Raw genomic sequence first — 12,280 nt, 5'->3', positions numbered from 1 at the left:
TTATCATTTTGATATTATTGTTAAGTTAATTATGAACGACGATGCTTAGCGTCGAAATTGTCGAAATGCTATCCAACTCATTAGTCCTAAAAATACTGCTGCCATAGTGAACCATTGCAAAGCATACCCTTGATGTTTCTGTGCCGACAATGGAATGGGTATCCAAGGTTGAGGCAGGTGATAATTTGGAACATTGTCGGGTTGCAGCACCACAGACGTCAGCGTATGGCCAAGCATGTCAGTGAGTGCGGGTATATTGATATTTTGAAAACGTACTGGAGCATGAGCATCTGCTAATTGCTCTGCATCGAGTCGGTCACTTAATGGGTTGGGTTGTTTTTGATAAACTCGGCCAACCAGTGTGTAGTAATTTGTTTTTAACGGGGTTAGTTCAGGTAAAATTCGGCGGTCCTTGTTTGCAGGTACAAAGCCTAGCTCGACCAATATCCAAGGTTGTTCAGGGGTTATTTCAAAAATTTGATACGCTAAATATCCCACTTGGCCTTGATACACTTGATTGTCTAATAGCAGCATCATGTTATTAACTGGTTTGGCGGAGATAGATAGACGGTAACCCGTGAGTAATCTCGTCTCCGGTTGTGAGTTTGTTGAGGTTTCTGACAATTCAACTATTGCCAACATTTCCTCATAAGTGACAGCTTGTTGCTGTTGACGTTGAAGTAGGGTGCTTTGCCACTCTTGTTTAAAGGTTGCTCGTGATAACTGCCATAATCCTAACTTGACCAACAAGCTAAACACGACCAAAGTAATGATTACGAATAACACCCGAGACACACCCACACTTTTAAAAGGATTGCCTGTGACAACACCTTTCATCGTTAAGTTAGTTTTAGTCTCGTTGCTTGTATTCATATTATTTAACTTAGCTAGGGCCTTAGTTATTATGGTTAAGGGCGAGCATCAACAATCCATGAGTCGTTTTCTCGGCCGGCGCGTATTGTTTTCTGTTGTCGTTATAATGGTATTGCTGGTGGCTTTGGGGCTTGGTTACATTCAACCTAACCCCAGACCTTATTAGTCGTTAATACGTTGTTTTATAGTACGTATACGAAAATGAATAAGCATAACCACACCACATCAACGAAGTGCCAATACCAACTCCCAGCTTGAAAAGCGAAATGCTTGTCGGGCGTAAAGTGACCCTTCACAATTCTGAGTAATAAAATAATCAAGAACAGGGTACCGATAGTGACGTGCATGCCGTGAAAACCGGTTAACAAAAAGAAGGTGTTGCCGTAGACACCAGAAGAGAGCGTTAACCCCATTTCTTGGTAAGCATGGCTATATTCTTCAACCTGCAAACAGAGAAACGCAATCCCCAAAATTACCGTTAACGCTAACCAGATTATCAAGGGCTTACGATTGGCTTTTTCAAGGTTGGTATGAGCAAAGTGCAAAGTAACTGACGATGTTAGCAATATAATGGTGTTAATTAATGGTAATCCCGTCCATGGCATAGCTTCAGTTGCAGTGCCATCAGGTGTTTTAACCAATGGCCACATAGCTTCAAATGCAGGCCATAACACTTCATGGGTCATGGCATTGTTAGATGCGCCACCAAGCCAAGGTACTGAAATCATGCGGGCATAAAATAGCGCGCCGAAAAATGCCCCAAAAAACATAATCTCTGAAAAAATAAACCAACTCATTCCCTGTCTAAATGAACGATCCATCTGCGGTGAATACAGTCCAGCCATTGATTCATCAATAACGGTCTTAAACCAACCAAAAATCATAAAGATAATCACGGCCAAGCCAGTTATTAAAATGTAACCGCCAGAGGTTTTTTCAGTGGTTAATTGTTGTACATAATTTCCTGCGCCAAACGCAATTAAAAATAAACCTATAGCACCGATTATTGGCCAGGCACTTTGGGCTGGCACATAATAAGTTTGATACTTTGTTGTCATTTTGATGCTCCTTGCTCTATGGCGATCGCCTGTCTGTCGGTGATGTCGTAAAGGGTATAAGAGAGAGTCAATGTGTTAATGGACGCTGGTAAATCAGGGTCCACGTAAAAAATCAGTGGCAGTTCTGCTGTTGCTGCTGCAGCCAAAGGTTGTTGATTAAAGCAAAAACATTCCGTTTTATTAAAGTATGCCGCACCTTGGCCTGGTGATACTGAAGGAATTGCTTGGCCTACAGTGTCACGTGTCGACAGGTTTTTAACCAAAAATTGTGCGTGAGTGAGCTCCCCAGGATGCACGCTTATTTGGTTAACTTTAGGGCTAAATTCCCATGGCATACCTGACTGAACTTGAGTCACAAATTCAATGGTTACGGTCCGATTTTTATCAACCACCACCGCTTCATAACTACTGGCGCTATTTTGGGTTTTGCCATTAATCCCCAATGTATCGCAGAGCACGTCATAAAGCGGTACCAGCGCAAAACCAAACCCAAACATACCAATTGACCCGGCAATCAGGATGATTAATAGCTTACGATTTGATTTTGTTGGCTGTGTCATCTCATTTAATCTCCGGTGGAGTGGTAAACGAGTGATATGGCGCTGGGCTGGCAATCGACCATTCCAAGCCTTCGGCTGCTTCCCAAGGATTATCTCCAGCGGGTTTGCCACCCTTGATACATTTGAGTACCACAACAAGGAAAATTAGCTGAGATAAACCAAATGCAAAGCCACCAATCGACACAATTTGATTCACATCGGCAAACTGCACAGCGTAGTCGGGGATCCTACGTGGCATACCCGCTAAACCTAGAAAGTGCATTGGGAAAAACAACACGTTGACGGATATTACCGAACACCAAAAGTGCCACTTGCCTAAGGTCTCGTTATACATATGGCCGGTCCATTTAGGCAGCCAATAATAAGCCGCCGCCATAATGGAGAATATCGCCCCAGTAACCAGTACATAATGGAAGTGAGCTACGACAAAGTATGTGTCGTGGTATTGGAAGTCCGCAGGGGTAATTGCCAGCATCAAACCCGAAAAGCCACCAATGGTGAACAGGATAATGAATGCCACAGCAAACAGCATTGGGGTTTCAAATGTCATAGAACCGCGCCACATTGTTGCGACCCAATTAAACACTTTCACCCCGGTTGGAATGGCAATCAACATGGTGCAATACATGAAAAACAATTCGGCAAAAACAGGCATACCAGTGGTAAACATGTGATGTGCCCATACCAAAAATGACAAAATGGCAATACTGGCAGTGGCGTAAACCATTGAGGAATAACCAAACAGCTTTTTACGGCTAAAGGTTGGTACTATCGCGGAGATAATACCGAAGGACGGTAAAATCATGATGTAAACTTCGGGATGACCAAAGAACCAGAAAATATGCTGGAACATCACCGGATCGCCACCACCTGCTGCATCAAAAAAGCTAGTACCAAAAAACTTATCGGTTAATACCATGGTGACCGCACCTGCGAGCACTGGCATTACCGCAATCAGTAAAAATGCGGTAATAAGCCAGGTCCACACAAATAAAGGTAACTTCATCCATGTCATGCCAGGAGCTCGCAAGTTTACAATGGTTACAATGACGTTAATTGCGCCCATTATCGAACTTATTCCCATTATGTGAATGGAGAAAACAAATAGGGCGGTACTGTCAGGGCTATAGGTGGTTGAGAGCGGGGCATAGAATGTCCAACCAAAGTTAGGACCGCCGCCTTCCATAAATAGCGAACCTAATAACATGGCAAAGGCGAAGGGTAAAATCCAAAAGCTCCAGTTGTTCATTCGCGGTAGTGCCATATCTGGCGCACCAATCATCATTGGAATTAACCAGTTAGCTAATCCGGTAAAAGCGGGCATCACCGCCCCAAACACCATGATGAGACCATGAACTGTGGTCATCTGATTAAAAAAGTTAGGCTCTACTAGCTGTAATCCAGGCTGAAACAATTCAGCTCGAATGACCATTGCCATGGCGCCGCCAGTAAGAAACATAATGAAACTAAACCATAAATATAGCGATCCAATATCTTTATGGTTAGTGGTGAGTAGCCAGCGCATTAGCCCCTTCGGAGCCCCGTGATGATGATCATCATGAGCGGTAGCCAGTGTATCGTGCGTTGTTGTGCTCATTGTTTTCCCCTACTGTCCATGGCTAGCGACATCGGCAGGTTGCACCGCCTCGCCAGAATTATTGCCCCACGCATTGCGCTCATACGTAATCACCGCCGCCATCTTGCGAGGGCTAAGTTGACCACTAAATGCCTGCATTGCGGTTCCTGGTTTACCGTGCATAACGATATCGATATGTCCGCTAACCGGTCCGGTAACAACAGGGCTGCCAATAAGTGAAGGGAAAGCGCCAGGTAAACCTGCGCCAGTGGCTTGGTGACACGCAGCACATGTCGTAGCATAAACCTGCTCACCTTCAGCAATTAATTGCTCCAAGGTTAAAGTGGGCAGATCCTCTGGTACAACAGTTTCTGCTACGGCTTCGACAACTTGATTGGCTTTGTCGGTAACCGCATCGGTAATGTCAGTTGCCGTGGCTGCAATAGTACTTGCTGCATCGGTTACTGCTTTACTTGGTTCGGTGCTTGCCTCGTTACTGCCTAAAAAGTTGCCTATATCAACTGCTTGCACTACATCACCGCTATTATTGCCCCAGGCATTACGCTCAAAGGTAATTACTGCGGCAATTTCTTGGGCGCTAAGTTGTTTTGCAAAGGCTTGCATTGCGGTTCCTGGTTTACCGTTTAAGACGATATTCAGGTGATCTTCAACAGGCCCTTTTATGATAGGGCTGCCAATTAATGATGGGAATACACCAGGAAGACCCGCGCCATTGGGTTGATGACAAGCGGCGCACCTAGCAATATAGATTTGCTCACCTTGTGAGGTTAGCTCCTCAAGAGACAAGGTTTTAGACATTGATGCCGCAGCGGCTGCAGCAGCATTGCTTGCTAGTTGTTTTTGCTCCACTAACCAATTATCAAAATCGGCCTCCGATAATGCTTGCACCACAATCGGCATGAAACCATGGTCTTTACCGCATAATTCGGCACATTGGCCGCGGTAAATACCGGGTTTATCAATGCGGGTCCACGATTCGTTAATAAAGCCTGGATTGGCATCTTTTTTAACGGCAAACGCCGGCACCCACCATGAATGAATAACATCATCAGATGTCATCAAGAAGCGCACTTTTTGATTAATAGGCAGTACTAATGGCTTATCGACTTCGAGGAGGTAATGTTCTCCTTTGGCCTCACTGCCATCAATTTGAGCTCTGGGGGTGGATAATGTGCTGTAAAATTCGATGTCTTTATCAAAATAGCTGTAATGCCACTTCCACTGCGACCCAGTAATTTTTATGGTGAGATCAGCATCACTGGGATCTTCCATAGCAATCAAGGTTTTGGTGGCTGGAATAGCCATGCCGATTAAGATGATGAAAGGGATGACGGTCCAAGCAATTTCCACTTTGGTACTTTCGTGAAAATTGGCCGCGACAGCGCCTTTTGATTTGCGGTGATAAATCATTGAGTAAATCATGATCCCAAACACCACTAACCCAATTACACAACAGATATAAAGAATTGTCATATGGAGGTCGTAAACCTTGCCACTGATATCTGTCACGCCTTGAGTCATGTTGAGGGGCATTTCTGTTGCCCCAAGCGGAAGTGCTACAAACACAACCAGTAAACAATACAACCATTGCTTCACAAGACTACTCCTCTGCTAATTGCAAATAGCAACTACAAAGAAGAGTCACACAGTAATTCTCTGCTCTATGCAAACTCTTCGGTTCCCGAAAAAAGTTTGATGACCTCAAAGTACTTTGGTGGCTGTAAACAGACGGTCTACGGTTTTATTGTTAGCTGTGCACCACGCTTGTACCTACGACTGAACTTATCAATTTTGATTTGGCTCATTTGTCTGAAAGTAATCTTGATTACTGTCATTCACGTCCAATTAAAGATAAAAAATGTTTCATCCTTGTTAACCACATTACTTGTAGATTAAACATTGATCAAGATCACTTTGTTGGCTAATAGGCTGAAAAAAGATGAAAAAAAACCCTGAATTCAATACAGGGCTTGGTAATGAAGGGTTCGTGCTTAGTGAAATGAGCAAAAATTACTTGTTCCATTTGTTAAAGTAGGGCTAACAAGTTGATGTTTGTGAGGTAAGTGAGCATTCACATCTTCAATTACCACCCCTAATGCACGTGCACTTTTAGCGACAATTTCTAAACGGCGACTATCGCGAGCATCAAGTGAGCTTGTCCAAGTCACTACTGCGCTCGATGTACCGCTAGTGAGCGCTTTCTCCATGGCCCATAATGTTTCGACTTCATCTTTGGTGTGCACCAGTAAAATGCGATCCATTCTTACACCAGCACTTGCCAGCATATGTTTATAGCCAATATGGGGCGGGCTAATTAATACAATCCATCTGCCTTGCTGGCTCAATATCGCTAACTGGCTGCACAATTGGCTCAGTTCAGCTTCACCTTGAGTGACAGTTTGTAATGTTTGAATGGTTTGGGTGCCATGCAGTTCTGTTTCAGTTAAATCTACCCATAAGCCCGGGTGGCGTGGCGCGATGCCCATTAGTTTGTTCATAACCAATCTCCATTACGGATAACGCCAACGGCAAGCCCTTCGATGGTTAGGCTTTGGCAACTTAAATCTACTTTTATCGGATTGTAATCTTCATTTTCGGCATGCAGATAAATCACATTACCTTTTTGTTCAAATCGTTTTACGGTGACGTCATCATCAACACGTGCCACAACAACCTGGCCATTACGTGCTTGCTGCATTTTATGTACAGCGAGTAAGTCGCCTTCTAAAATTCCGATGTTTTTCATGCTGTCACCACGCACTCGCAGCAAAAAATCTGCGGCGGGCTTAAACATGTTTGGATCGACTTGATAGTATTGCTCTACATGCTCTTGAGCCAAAATTGGTTCACCAGCAGCAACCTGCCCAATCAGTGGCAGACCGGTTTCAACCTGTTCTTCATGAGGTAAACGAATGCCTCTTGAGGTACCAGGCATGATCTCGATAAAGCCTTTTTTGGCTAATGCTTTTAAATGCTCTTCGGCGGCATTAGCACTTTTAAAGCCAAGACGATTCGCAATTTCAGCACGAGTGGGTGGCATACCTGTTTCGGCGATATTGTTTTTAATTAAGTCTAAAATTTCTGCTTGGCGCGGCGTTAACGGTCTCATGATGATTCCTGTCTTTTTATACAGTGACTGTCATTATATACAGTGTTTATGTTCGCGCAAGTATTAACCAACTATTTTTTGTATTTTGTTGATTAAGTATCACTCAACAATATGTTTTAGTTAACTATTACTAATGTTCTGTCTTATGTTATTTCTGATAGTGAGAGCTTAAGCGTAAAGATAGATCGGTCTGATAGTGTAAGCAGGGTGGTTTCTGGTATCCTATACATCAATATTACAGTGGCTTATGTTGCGAAAATAACCATGTCAAAACCAGATTCAATATTTTTACGAGCATTAAGATGGATTCAAAAGTGGATGGTACAGACCATTGTGGTCCCTCACGATCCTTTTGATGACCTCAATATAGATCCAACTAAACCTTTGGTTTATTTAATGAAAACGGAATCTATTAGCGATATTGCCGCGTTGAGCGAAATCACTGAGGGCTTTGGTCTGCCCAGTCCTTATGAGCCATTACAGCTTGATGGCTTAACGGTGCCTCGTGTGGTCTGTTTAGAGGGCCGCAAACCACTATTTGGTAAACGTGAAAGTGGTGACAAATTCCTTAATTATTTTACCAGCTTATTGTCACTTCACAGTGAGAGTCCTGAATTAGATATACAGCTGGTTCCTGTTTGCCTTTATTGGGGACGTACACCCGGTAAAGAAGAAGACAGCATGAAAGCTGCTGTATTTGAACGTGAAAACCCTACGTGGTTACGTAAATGGTTAATGATTTTATTTTTAGGACGCCATAATTTCGTCCAGTTTTCTAATGCACTATCGCTTCGTCATATGGCCGATGAACATGGTACTGATAAAAGAATTGCTCACAAATTAACCCGAGTCGCCCGAGTGCATTTCCGCCGTCAACGCAAAGTGATGACAGGGCCACAATTACCTAATCGACAAGCGTTGTTTGCCTCTTTATTAAAATCAGAATCTATCAAAAAAGCCATTGAAGAAGAGTCTGCTAATAAGAAAGTAACGGTCGAGAAAGCGCGTGAAACCGCCATTGAATACCTTGATGAAATTGCCGCCGACTATTCTGATAGTTTGGTGCGTATTGCCGAACGTTTCCTGACTTGGTTATGGAACAAATTATACAGTGGTATCAATATCAAAGGTGCCGAACAAGTAAGACAGTTACATCATGATGGCCATGAAATTGTTTATGTTCCATGCCATCGTAGCCATATGGATTACTTGCTACTGTCGTATATTTTGTATTATCAGGGCATGGTTCCGCCGCACATTGCTGCCGGTATTAACCTTAATTTTTGGCCAGCAGGGCCGATGTTCCGCCGTGGTGGGGCATTCTTTATCCGTCGTAGTTTTAATGGTAATAAACTTTATACCGCTGTATTTCGTGAATATTTAGATCAGTTATTTGCTAAGGGTTATGCGGTCGAGTATTTCACTGAAGGCGGCCGTTCGCGTACCGGACGTTTGTTAGCGCCTAAAACCGGTATGTTGGCTATGACAATTAATAGTGTGCTACGTGGGATAGAGCGCCCAGTGACATTAGTACCCGTGTATTTAGGTTATGACCATGTGATGGAAGTGGCGACGTATCACAAAGAATTAAGCGGTAAGAAAAAGAAAAAAGAATCAGTTTGGCAGGTCTTTGGTGCTATTCGTAAGTTAGGCAATTTTGGCCAAGGTTATGTGAATTTTGGTGAGCCGATTAATTTACAACAGTTCTTAAATCAGCAGGCGCCAGAGTGGCGTGATGAGCTAGCTAAAGATCCTGATCAAAAACCTTCTTGGTTTACGCCATCAGTTAATTTATTGGCTAACCGTGTAATGACTAATATCAATGGCGCTGCCGCAGCCAGCTCAGTAACATTGACCAGTTTAGTGTTACTAGCGTCAGAGCAAAATGCGTTAGAAAGAAGCCAGTTAGAGCGTCAGCTTGATTTGTATTTAGCCTTACTTAAAACAGTTCCTTATACCGAATACGCCTCAGTGGCAGAAGGTAATGGCAAGTCAATTGTTGATCATTGTTTGTCGTTAAATAAGTTTGTGAGTACCAAAGACCTTATTGGCGAAATCATTTCTGTTGATGAAAAAATTGCCATCACCATGAGTTATTACCGTAACAATATTATTCACTTAATGGCGCTTCCGTCATTAATTGCCAGTTGTTTAGTGCATTATGATGTGTGCGACCGTCAGCGAATTCATGCCATTGTAATGGACTTTTATCCATTGCTTAAAGCTGAACTCTTTATGGGCATTGATGATGTGCCTAAACATGTAGATTGCATTTTAGATTTCATGGTTGAACAAGGTTTACTGACTGGTAGCGATCAATTTGAGATAACGCCTCGTCATATTACCCAAGTGTTATTGTTAGCCGAAACTATCAGTGAAACGTTGCAACGTTATGCGATTATTTTTAATTTACTGGCAATAAAACCTGATCTTGAGCGCTCAGAATTGGAACGCGATAGCCATTTGTTAGCCCAACGATTAGGCGCGCTGCACGGTATTACCGCACCAGAATTTTATGACAAAAAATTATATAACACCCTGAGTGTGAAACTGAAAGAATTGGGCTATTTATGCAGCGACGAACATCGTGCAGAAGTGATCAGAATTCGTGATAACGCTAATAAATTACTCAGCTCTTTAGTAAGACAAACCATTGTTGATAGTGTGGAAGCGGAGCACGGACAATAATGGCTAATCATATGAATGCTGCTAAGCATCGTACCAGCGGTAAATCTGTATTGGGTGGGGCGATGATTATTGCCGGAACCACTGTGGGTGCGGGGATGTTTTCGTTACCTGTTGTTGGTGCTGGAATGTGGTTTGGCTATTCTATCGCGATGTTACTCGGCGTTTGGTTTTGCATGCTAATGTCGGGTTTATTGTTATTAGAAGCCAATTTGCATTTTGAACCAGGTGACAGTTTTGACACCTTAACTCGGGTGACTCTGGGGCAGTTCTGGCGGGTGATTAACGGCGTTTCGATTGCGTTTGTGTTATATATTTTAACCTATGCTTACATCAGCGGTGGTGGTTCGATTGTTAATCACAGTCTGTCTGCATTGGGCGTAAGCCTACCGCAGAGCGTAGCCGGATTAGTGTTTGCGGTAGTTTTGGCTCTGGTGGTATTTATTAGTACTAAAGCGGTCGACCGTATCACCACAATCATGCTTGGCGGCATGGTGATTACTTTCTTTTTGGCTATTGGTAACTTATTAATCGATATCGATACCATAAAGCTAGTGTCGCCTGATGGTGAATCGCGTTACCTGCCTTATTTACTTGCCGCGATTCCATTTGGCTTAGCCAGTTTTGGTTATCACGGCAATGTGCCAAGTTTAGTCAAATATTACGGTAAAGATGCCAAAACCATCGTTAAAGCCATTATTACTGGAACCACTATCGCATTGGTAATTTATATATGTTGGTTAGTGGCAACGATGGGTAATATTCAACGAAGCCAGTTTGCCGATATTATTGCTCAAGGTGGCAATATAGGTGTGTTAGTGGGTGCGTTGTCTGGGGTTATTGCCAGCCAATGGCTTGATAACATGCTAACCCTATTTGCTAACCTTGCCGTTGCCTCATCATTTTTAGGTGTGACACTAGGCTTGTTCGATTACCTTGCTGATTTATTTGGGTTTGACGACTCGCGATCAGGACGAATTAAAACTGCAGCGGTCACGTTTGTGCCACCAACAATCCTTGGTTTGTTATTTCCGAATGGATTTATTTTAGCGATTGGTTTTGCTGCGCTAGCTGCCACTATTTGGGCTGTTATTGTACCAGCGTTATTAGCCTATAAAGTAAGACAACAATATCCTGACTCAAAGGGATTTAAAGTCCCTGGTGGAACTCCGTTAATTGCTATTGTGGTGTTGTTTGGAGTTATCACTGCCACATGTCATTTGCTGGCCATGGCCGATATATTGCCGGTGTTTAAATAGACGCAAAAATTCCGGTGAAACAACTTTTAGCCTAAAAGCCTTCGTTTGAAGGCTTTTTGCTTTTCTGCTGATATCGACTTAACTTATGAGACAAGTTTCATGTTGGCTATATCAAGGCAACTATTTTTATAAAGGATTAGGATAATGAAGGTACAACAGTATCAACAAGGACAGCCTTGCTGGATTGAATTAGCAACTCATGATTGGGCGGCAGGTAAAGCATTTTATCAGGCGCTATTTGGCTGGGGAGCAGATGATATGCCTATGCCAGAAGGGCATTATACTATGCTGCAAATCGACGGTGATGATATTGCTGCAATGTACCCAATGCCAGCAGAAATGGAAGCCTTACCGACTCATTGGACAATTTATTTTGCGGTCGATGATGTTGATGCTACCTCTAAGGCTGTGACTCAAGCTGGAGGTGAGATTATTGCTGGGCCACATTCTGTTGGAGATGCTGGCCGTATGGCGCTATGCACAGATCCAGAAGGCTGTCGATTTGCATTATGGCAAGGCCAAGACCATATTGGCATTAAGCGATCGCAAGAATCAAATACCCTATGTTGGGTTGAGCTTGCTTGTCGTGATACCGCTGCGGCGAAACAGTTTTATAGCCAAGTATTAGGTTACCAAACTAAGCTTAATGATGTGGCTGATTTTGAATACACCGAATGGTATGCGGATGAACAAGCCATTGGCGGAATGATGGCAATGACTGCAGAGTGGGGTGATACTCCTGCCCACTGGATGAGTTACTTTGCCGTTGATGACTGTGATGTATCAGTGACTAAAGCACAAACCTTGGGAGCTACTGTTTGTGTGCCAGCAACCGATATTCCTAACGTAGGCCGTTTTTCAGTACTCAATGATCCACAAGGTGGGGTTTTTTCAATTATTGCGTTATTTGCTGCGGAATAAATAGATCTGAAAATTATATTTTTACATAATGAATGTTGATTATTTATATTCGTGTGTTGCCGATTAAAGCTAGAGTATCATTTAATGTAGAGTGCCGATTTAAGATAGAAGGCCGATTGAACCTTGATTATTAAGTGATGTCATATTGAGTTGTTGGAAAAATGTTACTGTTAGTAGAGTGTTACTATTAGTTGTTGGTAAGAGTTAGTGTATTTAAA

The 12,280-nt window shown here is 42.9% G+C and carries 11 protein-coding genes; 4 read left to right on the top strand and 7 right to left on the bottom strand.

Translation table 11 applies throughout. The annotated features are described in order from the left end of the window. Nucleotides 1–45: 45 nt before the first annotated feature. Nucleotides 46–873 carry an SURF1 family protein gene (locus tag H5181_RS06845; protein ID WP_102036309.1) on the bottom strand — a complete coding sequence of 276 codons (828 nt, stop codon included), beginning with the start codon at nt 871–873 and terminating at the stop codon, nt 46–48. Between H5181_RS06845 and H5181_RS06840 the strand changes: the two genes are divergently transcribed. Further along, nucleotides 821–1,039 (top strand): DUF2909 domain-containing protein, encoded by a 219-nt coding sequence (locus H5181_RS06840; protein WP_182750588.1) that lies wholly within the window; start codon nt 821–823, stop codon nt 1,037–1,039. The genes H5181_RS06845 and H5181_RS06840 overlap by 53 nt on opposite strands. Nucleotides 1,040–1,055: 16 nt before the next feature. On the opposite strand, the gene H5181_RS06835 is transcribed toward H5181_RS06840, so the two are convergent. From H5181_RS06835 to lexA, 6 genes are all read right to left on the bottom strand, one after another. Then, nucleotides 1,056–1,931, bottom strand: coding sequence for a cytochrome c oxidase subunit 3 (locus H5181_RS06835; RefSeq protein ID WP_123883626.1), 876 nt, complete (start codon nt 1,929–1,931; stop codon nt 1,056–1,058). Then, entirely contained in the window at nt 1,928–2,491 is a 564-nt protein-coding gene (locus H5181_RS06830; RefSeq protein WP_182750587.1) for a cytochrome c oxidase assembly protein, read from the bottom strand. The genes H5181_RS06835 and H5181_RS06830 overlap by 4 nt, the downstream gene beginning before the upstream one ends. Nucleotide 2,492: 1 nt before the next feature. After that, nucleotides 2,493–4,088: a cytochrome c oxidase subunit I gene (gene ctaD, locus H5181_RS06825; protein WP_011635747.1), complete on the bottom strand. Its 1,596-nt coding sequence runs from the start codon at nt 4,086–4,088 to the stop codon at nt 2,493–2,495. Nucleotides 4,089–4,097: 9 nt separating this feature from the next. Further along, entirely contained in the window at nt 4,098–5,684 is a 1,587-nt protein-coding gene (gene coxB, locus H5181_RS06820; protein ID WP_011635748.1) for a cytochrome c oxidase subunit II, read from the bottom strand. Between the two features lie 395 nt (nt 5,685–6,079). Continuing rightward, nucleotides 6,080–6,586: a cell division inhibitor SulA gene (locus H5181_RS06815; protein ID WP_059745868.1), complete on the bottom strand. Its 507-nt coding sequence runs from the start codon at nt 6,584–6,586 to the stop codon at nt 6,080–6,082. Beyond that, nucleotides 6,583–7,197 carry a transcriptional repressor LexA gene (gene lexA / locus H5181_RS06810; protein WP_059745867.1) on the bottom strand — a complete coding sequence of 205 codons (615 nt, stop codon included), beginning with the start codon at nt 7,195–7,197 and terminating at the stop codon, nt 6,583–6,585. The genes H5181_RS06815 and lexA overlap by 4 nt, the downstream gene beginning before the upstream one ends. Before the next feature lie 264 nt (nt 7,198–7,461). Here lexA and plsB point away from each other — a divergent pair, with 264 nt between their 5' ends. From plsB to H5181_RS06795, 3 genes are all read left to right on the top strand, one after another. Then, nucleotides 7,462–9,885 (top strand): glycerol-3-phosphate 1-O-acyltransferase PlsB, encoded by a 2,424-nt coding sequence (gene plsB / locus H5181_RS06805; RefSeq protein ID WP_123883624.1) that lies wholly within the window; start codon nt 7,462–7,464, stop codon nt 9,883–9,885. Further along, nucleotides 9,885–11,141 (top strand): tryptophan permease, encoded by a 1,257-nt coding sequence (gene mtr / locus H5181_RS06800; protein ID WP_011635752.1) that lies wholly within the window; start codon nt 9,885–9,887, stop codon nt 11,139–11,141. Before plsB ends, mtr begins: the two co-directional genes overlap by 1 nt. Before the next feature lie 144 nt (nt 11,142–11,285). After that, entirely contained in the window at nt 11,286–12,062 is a 777-nt protein-coding gene (locus tag H5181_RS06795; protein ID WP_182750586.1) for a VOC family protein, read from the top strand. Nucleotides 12,063–12,280 lie beyond the last annotated feature (218 nt).

This window comes from Shewanella sp. SG44-2, assembly GCF_014164215.1.
Classification (GTDB): domain Bacteria; phylum Pseudomonadota; class Gammaproteobacteria; order Enterobacterales; family Shewanellaceae; genus Shewanella; species Shewanella frigidimarina.
Note: the sequence above shows the minus strand (reverse complement) of the source record. Positions and strands in the feature narration are given on the sequence as shown.

Excerpts from the sequence above, each read along its gene's own strand:
- H5181_RS06795 (WP_182750586.1), top strand. The coding sequence starts at position 11,286 with ATGAAGGTACAACAGTATCAACAAGGACAGCCTTGCTGGATTGAATTA.
- H5181_RS06830 (WP_182750587.1), bottom strand. The coding sequence starts at position 2,491 with ATGACACAGCCAACAAAATCAAATCGTAAGCTATTAATCATCCTGATT.
- lexA (WP_059745867.1), bottom strand. The coding sequence starts at position 7,197 with ATGAGACCGTTAACGCCGCGCCAAGCAGAAATTTTAGACTTAATTAAA.
- ctaD (WP_011635747.1), bottom strand. The coding sequence starts at position 4,088 with ATGAGCACAACAACGCACGATACACTGGCTACCGCTCATGATGATCAT.
- mtr (WP_011635752.1), top strand. The coding sequence starts at position 9,885 with ATGGCTAATCATATGAATGCTGCTAAGCATCGTACCAGCGGTAAATCT.
- H5181_RS06835 (WP_123883626.1), bottom strand. The coding sequence starts at position 1,931 with ATGACAACAAAGTATCAAACTTATTATGTGCCAGCCCAAAGTGCCTGG.
- H5181_RS06845 (WP_102036309.1), bottom strand. The coding sequence starts at position 873 with ATGAATACAAGCAACGAGACTAAAACTAACTTAACGATGAAAGGTGTT.
- H5181_RS06815 (WP_059745868.1), bottom strand. The coding sequence starts at position 6,586 with ATGAACAAACTAATGGGCATCGCGCCACGCCACCCGGGCTTATGGGTA.
- plsB (WP_123883624.1), top strand. The coding sequence starts at position 7,462 with ATGTCAAAACCAGATTCAATATTTTTACGAGCATTAAGATGGATTCAA.